This is a genomic window from Sphingomonas sp. (genome assembly GCF_036402235.1).
In the GTDB taxonomy this organism is placed as follows: Bacteria; Pseudomonadota; Alphaproteobacteria; order Sphingomonadales; family Sphingomonadaceae; genus Sphingomonas.
In genome coordinates, this window is the sequence record NZ_DASWTG010000046.1 from 40,958 (window position 1) to 59,295 (window position 18,338).

The window sequence follows — 18,338 nt, forward strand, 5'->3', positions numbered from 1 at the left end:
CTTCTTCACTGTTCTTGCCCTCTCTTTGGTCGTTCGGAATTTCAGAAGCGGACGCTCACCGAGATGCTGCCGTTGCGGCCGGGCTGGGTGTAGGCGTCCTTGATGGTCGAGGTCGGCGACAGGCCGCGCACGTCGCTCCACCACGCATATTTCTCGTCGGTCACGTTGAAGAGGCCGCCGCGCAGCGTGACCATGTCCGCGATCTTGACGAAGGCGGTCACGTCGAGCGTGGTGAAGCCCGGCGGCGCGTACTGGCCGCCCGCGCGGCTCGCTTCCTTCTGCGCGCTGTGCGTCGCGATCACCTGCCCGCCGAAACGGCCGGCGGGCTCGCGCCAGCCCGCGCCAATGACGACCTTGAGCGGATCGACCGACAGCAGCGGCGTCTTGCCCCCCGTCGGGCTGATCTCGTCGCCGGTGGCGTAGGAGATGGCGAGGCGGCCGGTGAACCCGGCGTCGTTCCACGCCTCGAACCGCGCCTCGGCGCCCTTCACGCGCGCCCGGTCGATGTTGATGAACTGATAGACCGCGGGGTCAGCCGGGGTGAAGCTGCCGCTCACCACCTCCTGCGAGATGAAGTCGTCATAGTCGACATGGAAGGCTGTCAGGTCGAGCCGGACATTGCTCCCAAGGAAGCGGATCCCCGCCTCGAACGCCTCGCTGCTCTCGGGCTTCAGGTTCGGGTTGGGCCGCGAGGTGTAGCCGAAAGCGAGATTCTCGAAGAACTGGTTGACCTGGCTCGGCTCAGGCGCCTTGAAGCCCCGCGCGTAGTTGGCGAACAACCGCACCGCCTCGCCCAGCTTCACCACCGCGCCGATCTTGGGCGATACCCGCGACCCGTCCTGCTTTGCTGCGGTGAAGGCCGGCAGCAGCGGATCCCTGTCGGGCGACAGATTATAGTGATCGAAGCGCAACGCCGGATGCAGCGTCACCGGGCCAAAGGTGATCTCACCCGCCGCGAACGCACCGACCAGCGCATAGTCGGTCCGGGGGAAGGCGCGGGTCGGGAACACCTCGCCCGCAGGCGGCACGGTGCCGTCGCGCAGCCCCTCCTGCTGCGTGACGCTGACGTCGCCGCCCAGGATCAACCGTAGGGGCGCCTCCACGCTGCCGAAGTTGAGCCGCACATCGCCGGCCCCGCCATAGATGCGGTTCTCGAAGGTATTGATGCGCGTGCGATCGACTGCGGGGGTACGGTCCTCGAAGGTGAACTGGCGATCTTCCGCATCCTGCAGATAGGCGGTCAGCCGCGCCTGCTCGACCGTGCCGTCGCCGGTCCAGGTCCAGTCGAGCGCCGCACGCCAGCGATGGCCGGTGTCGGTCGCGTCGAGGTTGACGACGGTCGCCGAATGGCCGGTCAGCACATCGGTGAACAGGTGCGTGTCGAGATATTCGCCGGTCAGCCGGATGCGGTGCCCGCCGCTCTCGTAGGCGATGCGGCCAAGCGCCGCGTTCGATCGCCCGTCCTGCGGATTGGCGAGCGTGCGCGCCGCGCCGGTCCCGCCGACCGAGCCGTGATTCTCGTACTCGTTGAAGTCGCGGCGGGTATAGGCCGCCATCGCCGACCAGTCGCCCGAGCGTCCCGCGACGATCAGCGTCTCGCTGAACTCATTGTCCGCCGAGGACCAGGCCGCGCGCGCGCGGCCGCCGAAATCCTGCCCCTCGCGCAGGAAATCCTTGGGATCGGCGGTGATGAAGCTCACCGCGCCCGCCAGCCCGTCGCTGCCATAGAGCGCCGAAGCGGGCCCGCGCAGGAGCTCGACCGACTTGATCAGGCCGAGATCGACATAGTCGCCGCGGCCCACGCCCTGTGCGCCGAAGCTGAACCCGTCGGGCACGCGCACGCCGTCGACCTGGATCAGCACGCGGTTGCCGCCCATGCCGCGGATGTTGAAGCCTTCATTGCCCGCGCGGCCGGTCGTGCCGAGCGCCGCGCCGAAGCGGGTCGGCTGGCGCGTGACGCTCACGCCCGGCTCGAACCGGACCAGCTCCTTGATGTCGGTGACCAACTCGTCGGCGATCTGCTCCTCATCGATCACGCTGACCGTCGCGGGCGCATCCTGCGTCGCCAGCGGCGAGCGGGTCGCCGTGACGGTGACGGTATCCCGCGCATCGCTATCGGCTTCCTCGGCAAAAGCCGGGGCCGCGCCGAGCGCCAGCATGCTGGCTCCGGCGACAAGGAAGCTGCGTGATCGGTACATGATTTCCCCTTGCTCTTTGCGATTGCGACTGACTCGCATTATTAGATCGCGCCTAGGCTTGTTGCGAACCGCTGTCAATTGCGCGGGTGCAGCACCCGGCGTGCAAATCGCACATGACGTTTCGCGGGCGGCGCGCTAAAGCCGCTCGTCATGCAACGTCCCAAGCTCTCGGTCGTCGTGCCGTGCTACAATGAAGAAGGCTGTCTCGAGCTGCTGCACGGTCGGGTCTCCGCCGCCGCGCGCGCCGCGGTCGGCGACGATTACGAGATCGTGCTGATCAATGACGGCTCACGCGACGGCAGCTGGGCCGTCATGCAGCGCCTCTCGGCCGCCGACCCCCGCCTCGTCGCGATCAACCTGTCGCGCAACCACGGGCACCAGCTCGCGCTCACCGCGGGGCTCGACCTGTGCGCGGGCGACGAGATCCTGGTGATCGACGCGGACCTGCAGGACCCGCCCGAGCTGCTGTCCGAGATGCGCGCCACGCTGCGCGAGCAGGGCGCCGACGTCGTTTATGCGGTGCGCCGCAAGCGCGAGGGCGAGACCTTCTTCAAGAAGGCGACCGCGGCGCTGTTCTATCGCATGCTCGATCGCATCACCGACACCCCCATCCCCCTCGACACCGGGGACTTCAGGCTGATGACCCGCCGTGCGCTCGACGCGTTCCTGTCGCTGCCCGAACAGGCGCGCTTCATCCGCGGCATGGTCGCCTGGGTCGGCTTCCGGCAGGTGCCGTTCGTCTACGACCGGCATGAGCGGCATGCCGGCGAGACCAAATATCCGCTCGCCAAGATGATCCGCTTCGCGCTCGACGCGGTCACCGGCTTCTCGACCGCGCCGCTGCGCTTCGCCAGCCATGCCGGCCTTGCGCTCACCGGCCTGTCGGCGCTGCTGTTCCTCTATATCGTCGTCGGCTGGTTGATGGGCAATGCGGTGCAAGGCTGGACCTCGACGATGTTGGTGGTCGTCTTCCTCGGCGCGGTGCAGATGTTCGTGCTCGGCATGATCGGCGAGTATCTCGGCCGGCTCTATGTCGAATCGAAGCGGCGGCCGCTCTATCTGGTCGCGGACGTCGCCGGGCCGGTGAAGGGCCATGCGTCGCTCGGCTATCGCTTCGCCGATTCGGGCGAGGTGACCGTCTCACCGCACGCGCCGGCGCGGATCGAACCGGCCGAGGCCGCCCCAGCCCCCAAGCCGCCTCGCCGCAAGGCCGAGGCCACCGGGACCGACGAACCGCCGACGCTGCTTTGAAGCGCGCGCTCGTCCTCCTTGCGCTCGTCGCCGCGACGCCGCTTGCCGCGCAGCAGGTTGCGCCGATCCAGAGCCGCGTCGAGGCCGAACTCGCCAAGGCGGCACCCGGAACCCGATACGGCCTGGTCGTGACCGACGCGCAGGGGCACGAGATCGTTGCGGTCAATCCCGACCAGCGCTTCATCCCGGCATCGAACACCAAGATCATCACCACCGCCGCGGCCTATATGACCCTGCCCGGTATCGCCCGGCCCGACAGCGAAGGCGGGGCGACCGTCCGGATCGAAGGGCGCAACGTGGTGCTGACCGGGCGCGGCGACGCGCGGCTGTCGAGCGCGGCGGACTGCACGACCGACTGCCTGGCGCAACTCGCCGATGCGATCGCGGCCAAGACCAAACGCGTGCGCAACATCACGGGCGACGCCACGCTCTTCCCCGACGAGCGCTGGAGCGCGGGGATGAGCTGGAACAACATTCCCAGCCCCTATGGCACCGCGCTGACTGCGCTGACGCTCGACGACAATGAGCTGATCGCGATCGCGGCGCCGGGCAAGGCAGGCGCGGCGCCGAACCTGGCGCATCTCGGCTATCTTGCGATCGACAACCGTGCCGTCACCGTGGCAGCGGGCGGCAAGACCGATCTGAACGTCGACCGGTTGCCGTTCGACCGCACGATCCGCCTGACCGGCACGATCGCGGCGGATGCCACGCCGCAGCGGATCCGCATGGGGATCGACGATCCCGCCCATTATGCAGCCTGGCGCCTCGCCGCCCTGCTGCGCGAGCGCGGGGTCAAGGTCTCGGGCAAGATCGCATCGCGTTACCGAACGCCGGATGCGAGCGACGACCCGCGCCAGCGCAACGGCACGCCGCCGCCCCGGGTGACACCCCCCACCCCGCTTGCGACACTGACCCCGCCGCCGCTCAGCGAGGACATGCGCGTCATCAACAAGGTCAGCCAGAACCTGCATACCGAGCTGCTGCTGCGCCGCGTCGGACTGGTGAACGGCACCGGATCGGTGGCCGACGGGCTGGTGCAGGTCGAGGCGATGTTCGCCGCGGCGGGCGTGCCGCGCACGTCATGGGACTTCTCCGATGGATCGGGCATGTCGACCTATAACCGCATCGCCCCGCGCGGGATGGTCAAGCTGCTGAGCTGGATCAGCGCGCAGCCCTGGAGTGCGGAGTGGCGCGAGACCCTGCCCATCGGCGGTGTGGACGGGACGCTGGCTCGGCGGTTCAAGGGCACGGTGCTGGAGGGCAGGATCTTCGCCAAGACCGGTACGATCAACGCGACCAACGCCCTTGCGGGCTACATGACGGCGAAGAGCGGCAAGACGCTGACCTTCGCCTCCTATGCCAATGACGTGCCCTCGGGCACCTCGGCGACGCCGGCGATGGACGCGGCGCTGGTGGCGGTGGCCGAGGCGAATTGATCAGGGTCGGCGTACTGGCCGCTTGCGCGAGGGGGCACCACGCTTTCACAGCGCCCGCCCCCTCGCGGATCAGATAACCTGTCGCGCTCAGCAATTGCCCATATAGATACCGCTGCGGGAGACGCATACCGGTCCGCCTGGAAGCTCCCTGGTGTCGTATACACCCTCGCCCGCCCCCTCCGGTGCGATATCAATGAACATCTGAGACATACACTGGCTTACCGAAGTATAGCCTAGCGACGCATAGTCGCCATTCTCACAAAAATAGTCCACCAACGCCCTAACTTCTTCATTAGTCGTATGGCCAATAGGGCTTTCATTTTCGTAGCGCTGGGCGCTAGCATAAGGAATAGATTGCCCGCACAGAACGATAGCGAGCGCACCGAGCTTGATAAGCTTCATAAGATACCCCTTCTGCCAGTTATTCCGCTTCGACCATCTCTCAACCCGGGCATTCGCACAAGGCCGCACGACGTTCAAATCACGCCAAGCTCACCATATAATACAATAACTATCTAATAATATTGGATTATAATACAGTCCGAAAGAGTTCTATTTGGACCAGTCACCTGAAGGGCAGGCCGTCAATCTTTCGGCTGGGCCAGCACGATCAGCGACAGGCCGGGCGGCAAGGGAACGCGGCCGAGCAGGTGGCGCTCGAGCCCGAACACCTTCTCGAAGATCGCGTTGAGCGGCTTGGCGGGCGGCGAATCGTCGCTGTCGTCCTTGCCGGTGAGCTTGCCCGCGAGCCGCGCGGCGACCGCCGCCGGGAACAGCAGCGAATTGAAATAGCCGAGCTTGCGCCACTTCAGGCCGGCGCGCTCCAGCGCGGCGATCAGCGTCGCCTTGGAATAGCGGCGCTTGTGATGGTTCACCACGTCGTGTGCGCTCCACATCCATTGATGCGCGGGGACGGTGATCAGGATCGTGCCGCCGGGCTTCAACCGCTTCGCCATCGCCTCGAGTGCGGCGACGTCATCCTCGATATGCTCGACCACGTCGAGCACCGCGATCATGTCGTACTGGCCATCGGCGACGCCCGACAGCTCGGGCAGCGGCGCGCTGCCGACCGGCTTGCCGAGCCGCTTGCTCGCGATCTCGCGCGCGGCGGGATCGATCTCGATCGCGTCGACCTCGCCGAACGCGCCAAGCATGGGCAGGTTGTGGCCCGTGCCGCAGCCGATCTCGAGGATGCGCGCACCCTTGGGCAGGCTCACCTCGCGCGCGATGAAGTCGGCGAGGATGTCGCGGCGCGCAACATACCACCAATGGGTGGAATCATGCTCGGCCATGCGGTCGTAAACGATGCGGTCCATGTCAGCCGAATACCCATTGCCGGTTGAGCGCGAAAGTCGCGAGGGGGGTTATGGTGACGATCGGGATCAGCGGCACCCATTCGGGATAGTGCAGCAGATCGGCGATTGCCCAAGTGAACAGCGCGTTGAGGGCCAGGCCGAACCCCTGGACGACCAGGAATTTGAAGTGCTGCCGCCCGCTATTGTCGCGGCTGCCATGCCCCTTGAAGCTCCACGCACTGTGCATGAAGAAGCCGCAGGTCACCGCGACGGCGAAGGCAAAGGGCACCGCCGCGACCGCGAGGTTGGGGAACACCCACCAGACGAGCGGCAGATAGACGGCGGAGTAGATCACCGTCGAGGCAAGACCCGCGATGCCGAAGCGCACGAGCTGCCCGAGGACGCCGCTGCGCTGCAATTCGCCTATTCTGTGGATGATCGCCGTCACGCCCGTCTTGCCCTGAAGCCGCGCGCCGCACTAATGCCCATCTGTCGGTAGGGGAAGCGGTTTTGACCAAGGCTGAAGGCGGCTTCGAGCTGGAGCGGGAATTGTCGGTCCATTGGCTGCGCTGGACACTGCTCGCCTGGGCCGCGATCGCCGCGTGGTTCCTGTGGGACCGCTGGGGGCAGGTTAACGCGCTGGCCCTGGGCGATACCGACGACAATATGCGGCTAATGCAGGTGCGTGCGCTGCTCGACGGGCAGGGCTGGTACGATCTGCGCCAATACCGCCTGAGCCCGCCGGGCGGCCTCGACATCCACTGGTCGCGGCTGGTGGATCTGCCCATCGCCGCGCTGATCCTGATCTTCAAGCCGTTCGTCGGGACGCCGATGGCGGAGCGGCTGGCATGCGGCATCGCCCCGCTCCTCCCGCTCGCCGTGACGATGGGCGCGCTCAGCGTCACCGTGCGCCGCCTGGTCGCGCCCGCCGCCTGGCCGATCGCGGCGATCATCCTGCTCGGTTGCGGATCGACGATGCTGATGTTCATGCCGCTGCGCATCGATCATCACGGCTGGCAGCTCGCCTGCCTCGCGCTCACGCTGGCGGGGATCGCCGATCCCAGGGGCGCGCGGGGCGGGCTGACCGTCGGGCTTTCGAGCGCCGCGTCGCTGACGATCGGACTCGAGCTGCTGCCCTATTGCGCCATCGCGGGGGCGATCGTGACGCTGCGCTGGGTATGGGACGGCGGCGAGGTGCGGCGGATGCAGGCCTATGCGCTTGCCCTTGCGGGCGGGGGCACGCTGGGCTTCGCGCTGTTCGCGTCCAACGCCAATCATGCGATGCGCTGCGACGCGCTGACCCCGGCCTGGCTCTCGGTGACGATCGCGGCGGGCGTGCTGCTGTTCGCGGTCGGCCTGCTCAATCCGGCGAACCGCATGGCGCGGCTCGGCCTTGCCGCTGTCGCCGGTGCGGCGATCGCAGGCGGGTTCGCCGCGCTGTTCCCGCAATGCCTGTCGCGCCCCGAAGGCGTCTCCGACGAGCTCTACGACATCTGGCTGAGCAATGTGCGCGAGGCGCGGCCGATTTATCGCCACAGCTTCGCGATGGGCTTTCCCGTTGCGGTGCTGCCGGTGATCGGCGTGATCGGTGCGGCGGTCGCAGCATGGCGGGCGCGCGCGTCGGCGGTGCAGCTCAGCAGCTGGATCGCGATCGGGCTGTTCACCGCCTTTGCCGGCGCGATGCTGTTGTGGCAGATCCGCGCGGGCCCGGCTGCACAGCTGCTCGCCGTGCCGGGCGCGACGGCTCTGGTGTGGCTGGTGGTGCCGTGGTTCCTCAACCAGAAGCACATGGCGGTGCGCGTGCTGGGCGCGGTCGCGGCGTTCCTGCTGCTGTCGGGCCTCTTCACCGGCTTCGTCGTCAAATATGTGAAGGTCGACAAGCCGCAAAAAGCGCGCAACGTCGTCGCGCGCGCCAATGCCCGGTGCGCGAGCGCCGCCGGCATGTCGCTGCTCGACCGCTCGCTGCCACCCTCGACGCTGTTCACGCATGTCGACCTGGGGCCGCGGCTGATCGTGATGACGCATCACAAGGGGATCGCCGGGCCGTATCACCGCAACGAGCGCGCGATCCTCGACGTCCACCACGCCTTTACCGGCAGCCCCGCGGCGTTCCGGCCGATCGCGCAGCGCTATGGCGCACAATACCTGCTGGTCTGCCCCAACATGGCGGAGACCACCATCTATCGCAGCCGCGCGCCCAACGGCTTCTACGGCCAGCTGGCCAAGGGCCAGGTGCCGGCGTGGCTCGATCCGGTGCGGCTGCCGGCGAAGGCGCCCTACCGGCTCTGGCGGATCCGGTACGACAGGTAATAGCGCCTGACTATCAAGCGACCCTTCATTCCATTTCAATCCGTCACCCTGCCCCGGACTTGATCCGGGGTTCAGGGCCCATTTCTCCATAGGCGACTGAGCCGCTGGTGGCAGGACGGACGCTGAAACAGGTTCAGCATGACGGAAGCGGGATTTGGTTCGCTACAGCCCGAAGCTGCGTTTGACCCCGTCGATCACGAACTGGATCGCCAGCGCCGCGAGCAGCACGCCGAGCAGGCGCGTGATCACCGATTCGATCTTGGCGCCGAGCAGCCGCATCAGCGGTCCGGCGGCGAGCAGCGCGATGAGGGTGAGCACGAGCACCAGCCCGAGCGCGGCGAACACCACCGCGGTCTCCCCCGCACCCTCGCTGCGCGAGACGAGCAGCATCACGGTGGCGATCGAGCCGGGGCCGGCGATCATCGGCATGCCCATCGGGAAGACCGAGACGTCCTCGATCTCGGGCGTCTCCATGATCTTGCTCGCGCGGTCCTCGCGGCGTTCCTGACGCTTCTCGAACACCATTTCGAGCGCGATGATGAACAGCATGATCCCGCCCGCGATGCGGAAGGCGTTGAGGCTGATTCCGAGCGTCTTGAGCAGCGCCTCCCCCACCAGCGCGAACACCAGCAAGATCGCGCTGGCGATCAGCACCGCGCGGATCGCCATCGAGCGCTGCTGCGCATGCGTCGCGCCTTTGGTGAGGCCCGCATAGATCGGGGCGCAGCCCGGCGGATCGATCACCACGAACAGCGTCGCGAAGGCCGAGAGGAACAGCTCGATCATGCGGGCCTGCGCTCGGCCAGATGCCGCTCCCAGGCGAGCGCGTCCTTCACGATCCGGTCGAGATCGTCATGCTGCGGCCGCCACGGCAGCGCGTCGAGGATCGCGCGATTGTCCGACACCAGCTCGTCCGGATCACCCGCACGGCGGCCTTCCAGCCGGCGCTCGATCTTCATGTTGGTCACGCGATCAACCGCATCGAGCACCTCGAGCACCGAATAGCCGCGGCCATAGCCGGCATTGAGGAAATGGCTCTTGCTTGGGTTCGCGATCAGCAAGTCGAGCGCATCGACATGCGCGGCGGCGAGATCGCTGACATGGATATAGTCGCGCACGCCGGTTCCGTCGCGCGTGGCGAAATCGGTGCCGAACACGCTGACATGGCCACGCTTGCCGGTCGCCGCCTCGGCCGCGATCTTGATGAGATGCGTCGCGCCCGCGGTGCTCTGGCCCGAGCGGCCCTGCGGGTCGGCGCCGGCGACGTTGAAGTAGCGCAGCGCCGCGAAATTCAATGGATGCGCCGCAGCGACGTCGCGCAGCATATGCTCGGTCATCAGCTTCGACATGCCATAGGGGTTGATCGGGCGCTGGGCCGCATCCTCGGCGATCGGCACGATCTCGGGAATGCCATAGGTCGCGGCGGTGGAGGAGAAGATGAAGTGCTTGACGCCTTCGGTCACCGCGCTCTCGATCAGGCTGCGGCTCGCGGCGGTGTTGTTGCGGTAATATTTGAGCGGATCGCTGACCGATTCCGGCACCACCACCGATCCCGCGAAGTGCATGATCGCGGTGACGCCATGCTCGCGGATCGCCGCGCGCACCTTCTCGTCATCGGCGACGTTGGCGACGACCAGCGCCGCGCGCGGATCGACCGCCCAGTCGAAGCCTGTGACGAGATTGTCGACCACCACCACGCGCCAGCCCGCATCGAGCAGCGCAAGCACCGCATGGCTGCCGATATAACCCGCTCCGCCCGTCACCATCACCGTGCCGTCGCGCATATGCTCACCTCTAGTTGGACGCCCCGCTCAACCCTATCTTGCATCGGGTAGCAAGGAGTTGAAGTGAATGACGACCGAAACCGCAATTTTCGCGGGCGGCTGCTTCTGGTGCGTGGAGGCGGTGTTCAAGGACCTGATCGGCGTCGAGAGCGTCGAGAGCGGCTATATCGGCGGAAGGGTCGACAACCCGACCTACAAGCAGGTGTGCGGCGGCGACACCGGCCATGCCGAGGCGCTGAAGGTCGTATTCGACCCGGCGCAGATCACGTACGACGACCTGCTCGACATCTTCTTCGCGACGCATGATCCGACCCAGCTCAACCGCCAGGGCAACGACGTGGGCACGCAATATCGCTCGGCGATCTTCCCGCAATCGCCCGAGCAGGAAGCGGCGGCAAAGGCCGGGATCGAGCGCAATGCGAGCGAATGGCCCGCGCCGATCGTCACCACGATCGAGGCGAACGACACCTGGTGGCCCGCCGAGAGCTATCATCAGGACTATTGGGAAGGCGAAGGCCAGCGCAATCCCTATTGCCTGGCGGTGATCCCGCCCAAGCTCAACAAGCTGCGCAAGAGCTTCGCCAACCGGATCAAGGAGGGGGCGGCCGCCTGACGGGAACCGTCACCCCGGCGAAAGCCGGGGTCTCCCACCGCAAGCCCTTCGCTTGCCGCACGAGATCCCAGCTTTCGCTGGGATGACGGATGAAGGTCAGGGGAGCGGCTCGCCCTCGACCGGCGGCCGCTTCGCCCCTTCGGCGCCGAGCGCCTTGTAGAAGATCCCGCCAAGCACGCCGCCGACGATCGGCGCCGCCCAGAACAGCCAGAGCTGCTGGATCGCCCAGCCGCCGACCACCAGCGCCGGCCCCGTGCTGCGCGCCGGGTTGACCGAGGTGTTGGTGACGGGGATCGAGATGAGATGGATCAGCGTGAGCGCGAGGCCGATCGCGATCGGCGCAAAGCCCGCCGGCGCGCGGCTGTCGGTCGATCCCATGATGATGAGCACGAACATGAAGGTCAGCACCACCTCGATCGCCAGCGCCGACTGCAGGCTGAACTTGCCCGGCGAATGCTCGCCGAAGCCGTTGGATGCGAGACCGCCGGCTAGATCGTATCCGCCCGGCGCGCCGCTGGCGATGCAGTAGAGCAGCCAGGCCGCGATCGCGGCACCGATCACCTGCGCGATCACGTAGAGCGGAATGTCCTTGCCCGCGAAGCGCCCGCCCGCCCAGAGGCCGAAGGTCACCGCCGGGTTGAGGTGGCAGCCCGAGATATGGCCGATCGAATAGGCCATGGTCAGCACCGTCAGGCCGAAGGCGAGGGATACGCCCAGCAGCCCGATCCCCACTTCCGGAAACGCCGCGGCCAGCACCGCGCTGCCGCAGCCGCCAAAGACCAGCCAGAATGTGCCGACCAGCTCGGCCAGACCCCGTTGCACATTGGTCATCATGTCTCTCCCACTCTCGTGTTCGAACACTCGCCCGGTACGCGGCAAGCGGGAGACTAGGGGTCGTTGCGAGTGTGTAAAGACCCGACGGAACGGAGCATGCGCACTCCTCCCCCGCCAGGGGGAGGTGGCAGGCTCAGCCTGACGGAGGGGGAGGAAGCCCAACAGACGTCGGGAGTCCTCCCCCTCCGTCGCCTTCGGCGCCACAGTGCGAGGTCGGTCGTGCTCCCAGCACGACCTTGGATTGCCGGGGGCAATCCCACCTCGCACTCCCTGGCGGGGGAGGATAAGGGTTAGCGATGCGCGGCGCGGCGGAGGCGATCGTTGATCGCGATGCCGATGCCTTCCTCGGGAACGGGCGCGACCGCGATCGCGGCGCACTCCGAATCGTCCGCGCGATGGAGCGCATCGAACAGGCGCGCCGCCGCCTCGATCAGGTTTCCGGAGGCGGAGAGCGTGTCGTTGCCCGCGACCGCGCCAAAGCCGATCAGCCATTCGTCGGCACAGCGCTCGGTAGCATCGAGCCGGACGGGCTTGGCCGGCGCATAGTGGCTGGCGAGCTGGCCCGGCGCCTCGATCGCCCCGCTTCCGCCGGAAAGCCAGCGCCCGATCTCGCGCTCGATCGCCTCGGCCGCGATCGGCCCGGGGCGCAACAGCCGCGGATTGCCGCCCAGCGCGATGATCGTGGATTCGATGCCGCCGCTGGTCGGGCCGTCGTCGACGATCAGCGGGATGCGGCCGTTGAGGCTCGCCGCAACATGCACCGCGCGGGTCGGGCTGATCGTGCCGCTGGCATTGGCCGAGGGCGCGGCGAGCGGCTTGCCCGAGGCAGCGAGCAGCGCCTGCATCGCGCGATGCTGTGGCACGCGTATCGCGACGGAATCGAGCCCCGCGGTCACGATTCCCGCAATCTCCGCGTCCGGCCGCAGCGGCAGAACCAGCGTGAGCGGTCCGGGCCAGAAGGCATCGGCGAGCGCGCGCGCGTCGCGGTCGAACCGGGCGATCCGCTCGGCCGCCTGACGGTCCGCGACATGCACGATCAGCGGGTTGAACGACGGGCGCCCCTTGGCGGCGTAGATCCCCGCGACGGCATCGCGATTCGTCGCGTCGGCGGCGAGGCCATAGACCGTTTCGGTCGGCACGGCCACGCAACCGCCCGCGGCGATCACCTCCGCCGCACGCGCAACCGCCGCCTCGCCGTAGGGTAAGGTCAGGGTCTCGATCGGCGGATTTGGAACGGGCATTTCCACTGGCTATAGCGAGGGAAAAATGACGGCAAGAGAGGACCGATGAGCTTCACCCCCGCCACCACCGAGCAGCGTTTCGTGCTGGAGCATGTCGCCGGCATCTCGCAGCTGTCCGAAGCCGCGACGCCGGACCTTGTCGAAGCGGTGCTGGAGGGTGCCGGCGCGTTCGCGGCGGGGGAATGGGCGCCGCTCGACCGGGCGGGCGATACGGTGGGCGCGAAGTGGACGCCGGAAGGCGTGAAGATGCCCGAAGGTTATCCTGAGGCATATAAAGCCTATGTCGAGGGGGGCTGGGGCACGATCGGGTCTCCGCAAGCATTCGGCGGCCAGGGCCTGCCCTTCACGCTGGCGACCGCGGTGCTCGAGACGCTGGGCACCGCCAATATGGGCTTCGCGCTATGCCCCACGCTCAATGTCGGGGCGATCGAATCGCTGGCCCATCATGGCACGCCCGAGCAGCAGGCCCTGTGGCTTCCGAAACTGTCGACCGGCGAATGGACCGGGACGATGAACCTGACCGAGCCGCAGGCCGGATCGGACGTCGGCGCGCTCAAGACCCGCGCCGAGCCGCGTGCGGACGGCAAATGGTCGATCACCGGGACCAAGATCTTCATCAGCTTCGGCGATCACGACATGGCGGACAATATCGTCCACCTCGTCCTTGCCCGCACGCCCGATGCGCCGCCGGGGACCAAGGGCATCTCGCTGTTCCTGGTGCCCAAATACCGGCTCGATGCCGACGGCAATCCAGGCGAGTTCAACGACGTCCGCGTGGTCTCGATCGAGCACAAGATGGGGTTGCACGCCTCCCCCACCTGCGTCCTCTCGTTCGGCGACCATGGCGATTGCGTCGGCGAGCTGATCGGGCCGGAGCTGGGCGGGATGCGCGCGATGTTCACCATGATGAACAATGCGCGGCTCAATGTCGGGCTGCAGGGCGTGCAGGTCGCCGAGCGCGCCACCCAGCGCGCCGTCGCCTATGCCCGCGAGCGCATTCAGAGCGCGCGGGCAGGCCATGGCCGCGAGCCGGTGGCGATCATCGAGCATCCCGACGTGCGCCGCATGCTGCTGCGGATGAAGGCGCAGACGATGGCGGCGCGGGCGCTGGTCTATCTCGCCGCGAGCCAGGTCGACCGCGCCAATGCGGGCGACGCGGCGGCCAAGGCGCGGCTCGAGCTGCTCACCCCGCTCGCCAAGGCGCACGGCACCGATCTCGGCAACGAGGTCGCGAGCCTCGGGGTGCAGGTGCATGGCGGCATGGGCTATATCGAGGAGACCGGCGCCGCCCAGCATTTCCGCGACGCGCGCATCACCCCGATCTATGAGGGGACGAACGGCATCCAGGCGGCCGATCTGGTCGGGCGCAAGCTCAGCATGGACAATGGCGGCACGCTGCTCGCGCTGACCGGGCAGATGCGCGGCGAGGCGCAGGATGCCGGGCTGATCGCGCTGATCGAGGCGTGCGAAGAGGTCGGCCGCCACATGCTGGCGAGCGAGATCGACGATCGCCTCGCGGGCAGTTACCCGTTCCTGACGATGCTGTCGGTGGCGGTGTGCGGCTGGCTGATGGAGCAGCAGGGCGGGATCGCGAGCGGCGCCGAGGGCGACCCGGCGTTCCTCGCGATGAAGCAGGCGGCGGCACGCTTCTATGTCGAGCAGATCGTGCCCGAGGCGCTGGGGCTGAAGGCTGCGGCGGTGGCGAAAGCGGAGGTGCTGTACGCAGTCAGCGCGGAGACCTTCGCGGCCTAAAGCGTCAACTCACACGTTCGGCGCGGAGATGCTCGATCGTGGCGCGCTCGAAGGCAAGCGGATCGCGCCGCGCCGTCTGAATCGCATCGTCGTCGATCTGGAACGCGACGCGCCCTTCGGCGAGAAGCGCTCCCGCATCGCACGACCCGGCCAGCGTGGTCAGATCGTGCAGCGCAGTGACCAGCGTCAACCCGGCATCGACCCGCGCCCGCAAGGCGCGGCGCAGATCATAGGCCGCCAGTGGATCGAGCCAGTTGAGCGGCTCGTCCAGGATGACGATGCCGGCCGGACGTGCGAAGGCGCAGGCGATCGCGATCCGTTGCCGCATTCCCGCCGAGCACGCACCGATGTGGCGATCGATCAGCCGCTCGATCTCGAGCGCGGGCGCCAGCGCGCCGATCGCCGCCAGGGCCGGTTCGAGCGCCCCGCCGGCAAGCGTCAGAATTGCACGCGCGGTAAGCGCCTCGGGCAGCATCGCCGGGTCGGGTGCGAATCCGATCGCGCGGGCGCGGGCGGCGCGGTCCGCGGTCACATCGACGCCGCCGATCCGGACCTGCCCGCCCTGCGCGGCAAGCCGTCCCGCGACCGCTCGCAGCACGCTTGTCTTGCCCGATCCGTTTGCGCCGATCAGCCCGAACCAGCTGCCCGCCGGCACCTCCAGCGTCACGTCGCGCACCGCAAGCGTCTGGCCGCGCACCACCTGCAGCGCCTCGACGGCCAGCGCTGCGTTCATGGCATCGCCCAGGTCACGGGTCGCGCCCGGCGGTAGAAGGTAAAGCCGAGATAGCCGATCAGCGGCACCAGCAATGGCGGCAACAGCGCCCCCACCAATCCCGCGCCGAGAAGCGAGAAAGCGAGGATCGTATCGGCGCTCCGCCGCGCGTGCGCACGATAGGCCCAGACGCGCAGCGCGACATAGCAGCAGAACCCCGCGCCGGTGAGTGCGATGACGGCCGCCGCGCGCGGATCGAGCAGAGCCGCGAGGATCACGGCCAACGCCAGATAGGCCGAGCTCAATGCGAGATGCAGCAATGCGCTGCGCCACGCGCCATGCCCGCTGATCGCGAGGAAGCGCACCACCGAATGATCGACACGTCCCAGCATCGGCAGCGGCAGCAGCGCGCCGGCAGCCAGGATGAGCAGCGCCCGATCCTCCGCGAGCCAGCTGCTCACGCCCGTGGCCGCCAGGATCGCCAGCAGCACGAGGCCACTGGCGGCCGACCAGCCGAATGGAAGCTGGGTCGCGGCAACCGCTTCCAACGGCGTGGCCACGCTGCCCTGACGGCGACGCGGAGCCACATTGGGCCATGCGCCCAGGCGCAGCGTAATGCCGAGCCCGGCGCCAAAGACGAATCCGGCGAGCAGAAAAGGAACCGCACCCGCTCGCGCAGCGATTCCCGCTGCGGCCAGAACCACCAGGCCCGACGCCACCCCCGCGGCGAGAAACCGGCGTCCCGGCACGGAGGCCAACGCCACCGCCGCCAGAACGCCCTCAGCCCGGTGCCATTCCAGCCGCCGGATCGCGGTGCGCCCCGCCAACCAGCCGGCAAGTGCCCCGATCAGAGCGGCGATCCGCCAATCGCCCAGCAGGGCCTGGGGTCCGCGCGCGTGCATCAATCCGATAGCAAGCGCGCAGATCGCCATCAGCATCAGCCAGTCCCGCCATTCGGGCAGCGCTTCGGCGATGCCGCGACGCAGGACGAGCCAATCGTGCCGGATCAGCGGCAGCGCAATACTCCTGCGCGGTTCACGCGATCTCGCGATCCAGCAGCTCGTGCGCGTTCAGCCCTAGCAGCGCGATATGCTCGCGCACTTTGGGCCAGTAGCTGGTGAGGAAACGGTCGCGCTCGGCGACCTTCAGGCGCTCGACCGCGCCGGGCAGCACGAACATGCCGACGCCGCGGCGCACCTCGACATAGCCGTCGTCCTGGAAGCTCTGATAGGCCTTGGCGACGGTCAGCGGGTTGGCGCCATGCTCGGCGGCGAGCGCGCGCACCGATGGCAGCTGGTCCCCCGCCCGGTATTCGCCGCGCAGGATCGCCGTGGCGATGCTGGCACGCAACTTCAGGTAAACCGGGCTGTCTTCATGCTCGAGCGCTGTCATGCTGACTTAATACAGCATGGGAGTGGAAAGTTCCATAGCCAAGAATGTTTCTTCAGATACCTTTCGCCGCGGTCCCGGACCAGATCGCCACCGTCCTCGTCATGTCGGGCCGTGGGCGTTCCTCCAGCGGCTTGCCCGGCGTCCCGATGAACACGAATCCGGCAATTCGCTCGGGCGCGGCACCGAACAGGTCGCGCACCCGATCGCTATACGCGGCCCAGCCGGTGAGCCAGCAGGCGGCATAGCCCATCGCGTGCGCGGCGTGCTCGAGGTTCATGGTCGCGGCGCCGACCGAGAGTTCCTGTTCCCATAGCGGGATATGGCTCTCGACCTTCGGCGAGGCGAGCGCGACCACCAAAGTCGGCGCCTGCCGTGCGAACTGATCCATCGCCTCGATCTCGAGCCGCCCGGCCGACGGCTTCTCGGCGCGATAGGCATCGATGATCCCCGCCGCGAGCGCGTCGCGCTGATCCGCGGGCACCACGACGAAGCGCCACGGCGCGAGCTTGCCGTGATCGGGCGTGCGCGCCGCGATCTGGAGAATCTGCGCGAGTTCGCCCGAATCCGGTCCCGGCGCGATCAGGTCGCGCGCCTTGGCTGAGCGGCGGGTGGCGAGCAGCGAGAGCGGCGTGGAGCGGTCGTTGAAGGTCATATGCGGCCCGTTAGCCGCTTCGCCGCGCCGCGCAAAGGTCCATTGCGAACGATTCGCAACGGTCCAGGCGATTCCGCGTCACGGTTTCCCTTGTTACAATCATGCTTCACATCTGGGGTTTCGCCGCTAGGGTCCCCCTATCTCTATGCGCCGCTCGGGAGGGCGGCGCTGCATGGCATTGGATAAGGGGTCGAGCCTTGCCGCATTTCAAAGACATGAGCCTATGGGCGGAGGCCGAGTGGATCGCCGTGATCGCCACGGTCCTGCTCTTCGCCTTCCTCGCCGGGGGCGCGCTGATCGCCGCCAGCAAGAAACCGGAGTTCGCGGGCCATCCCAAGGGCCTGTACATGCTGTTCTTCGCGGAGATGTGGGAGCGCTTCTCCTATTACGGCATGCGCGCCATCCTCATCTTCTACCTGACCCAGCACTGGCTGTTCAACGATTCCAAGTCGAACCTGATCTACGGCGCCTACACCAGCCTGGTGTATATCACTCCGGTGCTCGGCGGTTATCTCGCCGACCGCTATCTCGGCCAGCGCAAGGCGGTGCTGTTCGGCGGCCTCCTCCTTGCCGTCGGACACAGCCTGATGGCGGTCGAGGGGGTCGGCGGGCAGAACGACCCGACGATCAACGTCTTCTGGGCCGCGCTCGCCTTCATCATCGTCGGTTCCGGCTTCCTCAAGGCCAACATCTCGGTGATGGTCGGCCAGCTCTACGGCATCAAGGACGGTCGAGCCCAACGGCAGGCCGCAAATGGCGCGGACGTGCTGCTCGAACTGCGAGGTGTCCGCGCCCTCGATCGTCCAGTGGCCGCTGTTGTGCACGCGCGGCGCGATCTCATTGACGACCGGACCATCCACCGAGGCGA

Annotated in this window: 17 protein-coding genes and 2 pseudogenes; 6 read left to right on the forward strand and 13 right to left on the reverse strand. The window is 67.6% G+C overall.

Features of this window, described 5'->3' with window-relative positions; genetic code table 11:
* Window positions 1-41 precede the first annotated feature (41 nt).
* Entirely contained in the window at window positions 42-2,198 is a 2,157-nt protein-coding gene (locus VGD28_RS09590; protein ID WP_331028116.1) for a TonB-dependent hemoglobin/transferrin/lactoferrin family receptor, read from the reverse strand.
* 150 nt (window positions 2,199-2,348) lie between these two features.
* Here VGD28_RS09590 and VGD28_RS09595 point away from each other — a divergent pair, with 150 nt between their 5' ends.
* Both VGD28_RS09595 and dacB read left to right on the forward strand, forming a co-directional pair.
* A complete protein-coding gene (locus VGD28_RS09595; RefSeq protein WP_331028117.1) occupies window positions 2,349-3,449 on the forward strand; it encodes a glycosyltransferase family 2 protein in 1,101 nt (366 codons plus the stop codon).
* A complete protein-coding gene (gene dacB / locus VGD28_RS09600; RefSeq protein WP_331028118.1) occupies window positions 3,446-4,885 on the forward strand; it encodes a D-alanyl-D-alanine carboxypeptidase/D-alanyl-D-alanine endopeptidase in 1,440 nt (479 codons plus the stop codon). The genes VGD28_RS09595 and dacB overlap by 4 nt, the downstream gene beginning before the upstream one ends.
* Before the next feature lie 87 nt (window positions 4,886-4,972).
* Here dacB and VGD28_RS09605 read toward each other — a convergent pair whose 3' ends face one another.
* The 3 genes from VGD28_RS09605 to VGD28_RS09615 form a co-directional block, all read right to left on the reverse strand.
* Window positions 4,973-5,287: a hypothetical protein gene (locus tag VGD28_RS09605; RefSeq protein WP_331028119.1), complete on the reverse strand. Its 315-nt coding sequence runs from the start codon at window positions 5,285-5,287 to the stop codon at window positions 4,973-4,975.
* Window positions 5,288-5,469: 182 nt separating this feature from the next.
* Window positions 5,470-6,201: a class I SAM-dependent methyltransferase gene (locus VGD28_RS09610; protein ID WP_331028120.1), complete on the reverse strand. Its 732-nt coding sequence runs from the start codon at window positions 6,199-6,201 to the stop codon at window positions 5,470-5,472.
* Between the two features lies 1 nt (window position 6,202).
* On the reverse strand, window positions 6,203-6,628 hold the full coding sequence (locus tag VGD28_RS09615) for a GtrA family protein (RefSeq protein WP_331028121.1): 426 nt from the start codon (window positions 6,626-6,628) through the stop codon (window positions 6,203-6,205).
* A gap of 62 nt (window positions 6,629-6,690) precedes the next feature.
* Here VGD28_RS09615 and VGD28_RS09620 point away from each other — a divergent pair, with 62 nt between their 5' ends.
* Complete coding sequence (locus tag VGD28_RS09620) at window positions 6,691-8,490, forward strand: AcrB/AcrD/AcrF family protein (protein ID WP_331028122.1); 1,800 nt, start codon at window positions 6,691-6,693, stop codon at window positions 8,488-8,490.
* Window positions 8,491-8,652: 162 nt separating this feature from the next.
* Here VGD28_RS09620 and VGD28_RS09625 read toward each other — a convergent pair whose 3' ends face one another.
* Window positions 8,653-9,276 (reverse strand): MarC family protein, encoded by a 624-nt coding sequence (locus VGD28_RS09625; RefSeq protein WP_331028123.1) that lies wholly within the window; start codon window positions 9,274-9,276, stop codon window positions 8,653-8,655.
* Window positions 9,273-10,274 carry a UDP-glucose 4-epimerase GalE gene (gene galE, locus VGD28_RS09630; RefSeq protein WP_331028124.1) on the reverse strand — a complete coding sequence of 334 codons (1,002 nt, stop codon included), beginning with the start codon at window positions 10,272-10,274 and terminating at the stop codon, window positions 9,273-9,275. The genes VGD28_RS09625 and galE overlap by 4 nt, the downstream gene beginning before the upstream one ends.
* A 67-nt stretch (window positions 10,275-10,341) precedes the next feature.
* Here galE and msrA point away from each other — a divergent pair, with 67 nt between their 5' ends.
* Window positions 10,342-10,887 carry a peptide-methionine (S)-S-oxide reductase MsrA gene (gene msrA, locus VGD28_RS09635; RefSeq protein WP_331028125.1) on the forward strand — a complete coding sequence of 182 codons (546 nt, stop codon included), beginning with the start codon at window positions 10,342-10,344 and terminating at the stop codon, window positions 10,885-10,887.
* A 96-nt stretch (window positions 10,888-10,983) separates the two neighbouring features.
* On the opposite strand, the gene aqpZ is transcribed toward msrA, so the two are convergent.
* Together aqpZ and VGD28_RS09645 are read right to left on the reverse strand one after the other, a co-directional pair.
* Window positions 10,984-11,718 carry an aquaporin Z gene (gene aqpZ / locus VGD28_RS09640; RefSeq protein WP_331028126.1) on the reverse strand — a complete coding sequence of 245 codons (735 nt, stop codon included), beginning with the start codon at window positions 11,716-11,718 and terminating at the stop codon, window positions 10,984-10,986.
* A 293-nt stretch (window positions 11,719-12,011) separates the two neighbouring features.
* Window positions 12,012-12,962: an L-threonylcarbamoyladenylate synthase gene (locus tag VGD28_RS09645; protein WP_331028127.1), complete on the reverse strand. Its 951-nt coding sequence runs from the start codon at window positions 12,960-12,962 to the stop codon at window positions 12,012-12,014.
* Window positions 12,963-13,007: 45 nt separating this feature from the next.
* On the opposite strand from VGD28_RS09645, the gene VGD28_RS09650 reads away from it, so the two are divergent.
* Window positions 13,008-14,714, forward strand: a complete 1,707-nt coding sequence (locus VGD28_RS09650) for an acyl-CoA dehydrogenase (protein WP_331028128.1) — start codon at window positions 13,008-13,010, stop codon at window positions 14,712-14,714.
* Window positions 14,715-14,718: 4 nt separating this feature from the next.
* On the opposite strand, the gene VGD28_RS09655 is transcribed toward VGD28_RS09650, so the two are convergent.
* From VGD28_RS09655 to VGD28_RS09670, 4 genes are all read right to left on the reverse strand, one after another.
* Window positions 14,719-15,447 (reverse strand): ATP-binding cassette domain-containing protein, encoded by a 729-nt coding sequence (locus VGD28_RS09655; RefSeq protein ID WP_331028129.1) that lies wholly within the window; start codon window positions 15,445-15,447, stop codon window positions 14,719-14,721.
* A complete protein-coding gene (locus VGD28_RS09660) occupies window positions 15,444-16,364 on the reverse strand; it encodes a hypothetical protein (RefSeq protein ID WP_331028130.1) in 921 nt (306 codons plus the stop codon). Before VGD28_RS09660 ends, VGD28_RS09655 begins: the two co-directional genes overlap by 4 nt.
* A gap of 97 nt (window positions 16,365-16,461) precedes the next feature.
* The gene (locus tag VGD28_RS09665) at window positions 16,462-16,818 is read right to left on the reverse strand and encodes a GntR family transcriptional regulator (protein WP_331028131.1); all 357 of its coding nucleotides are present in this window, start codon (window positions 16,816-16,818) and stop codon (window positions 16,462-16,464) included.
* Window positions 16,819-16,870: 52 nt separating this feature from the next.
* Entirely contained in the window at window positions 16,871-17,470 is a 600-nt protein-coding gene (locus VGD28_RS09670; protein WP_331028132.1) for a nitroreductase, read from the reverse strand.
* A gap of 215 nt (window positions 17,471-17,685) precedes the next feature.
* Here VGD28_RS09670 and VGD28_RS09675 point away from each other — a divergent pair.
* Window positions 17,686-18,204, forward strand: a pseudogene (locus VGD28_RS09675) (MFS transporter); the annotation flags it as partial.
* Window positions 18,205-18,285: 81 nt separating this feature from the next.
* Here VGD28_RS09675 and VGD28_RS18680 read toward each other — a convergent pair.
* Window positions 18,286-18,330, reverse strand: a pseudogene (locus VGD28_RS18680) (hypothetical protein); the annotation flags it as partial.
* Window positions 18,331-18,338: the final 8 nt, after the last annotated feature.

What these genes read in the sequence shown, in the direction of transcription:
- VGD28_RS09590 (WP_331028116.1), bottom strand. Translation starts at nt 2,198, where the DNA reads ATGTACCGATCACGCAGCTTCCTTGTCGCCGGAGCCAGCATGCTGGCG.
- VGD28_RS09595 (WP_331028117.1), top strand. Translation starts at nt 2,349, where the DNA reads ATGCAACGTCCCAAGCTCTCGGTCGTCGTGCCGTGCTACAATGAAGAA.
- VGD28_RS09605 (WP_331028119.1), bottom strand. Translation starts at nt 5,287, where the DNA reads ATGAAGCTTATCAAGCTCGGTGCGCTCGCTATCGTTCTGTGCGGGCAA.
- VGD28_RS09610 (WP_331028120.1), bottom strand. Translation starts at nt 6,201, where the DNA reads ATGGACCGCATCGTTTACGACCGCATGGCCGAGCATGATTCCACCCAT.
- VGD28_RS09625 (WP_331028123.1), bottom strand. Translation starts at nt 9,276, where the DNA reads ATGATCGAGCTGTTCCTCTCGGCCTTCGCGACGCTGTTCGTGGTGATC.
- galE (WP_331028124.1), bottom strand. Translation starts at nt 10,274, where the DNA reads ATGCGCGACGGCACGGTGATGGTGACGGGCGGAGCGGGTTATATCGGC.
- msrA (WP_331028125.1), top strand. Translation starts at nt 10,342, where the DNA reads ATGACGACCGAAACCGCAATTTTCGCGGGCGGCTGCTTCTGGTGCGTG.
- aqpZ (WP_331028126.1), bottom strand. Translation starts at nt 11,718, where the DNA reads ATGACCAATGTGCAACGGGGTCTGGCCGAGCTGGTCGGCACATTCTGG.
- VGD28_RS09645 (WP_331028127.1), bottom strand. Translation starts at nt 12,962, where the DNA reads ATGCCCGTTCCAAATCCGCCGATCGAGACCCTGACCTTACCCTACGGC.
- VGD28_RS09650 (WP_331028128.1), top strand. Translation starts at nt 13,008, where the DNA reads ATGAGCTTCACCCCCGCCACCACCGAGCAGCGTTTCGTGCTGGAGCAT.
- VGD28_RS09655 (WP_331028129.1), bottom strand. Translation starts at nt 15,447, where the DNA reads ATGAACGCAGCGCTGGCCGTCGAGGCGCTGCAGGTGGTGCGCGGCCAG.
- VGD28_RS09660 (WP_331028130.1), bottom strand. Translation starts at nt 16,364, where the DNA reads ATGCTGATGGCGATCTGCGCGCTTGCTATCGGATTGATGCACGCGCGC.
- VGD28_RS09665 (WP_331028131.1), bottom strand. Translation starts at nt 16,818, where the DNA reads ATGACAGCGCTCGAGCATGAAGACAGCCCGGTTTACCTGAAGTTGCGT.
- VGD28_RS09670 (WP_331028132.1), bottom strand. Translation starts at nt 17,470, where the DNA reads ATGACCTTCAACGACCGCTCCACGCCGCTCTCGCTGCTCGCCACCCGC.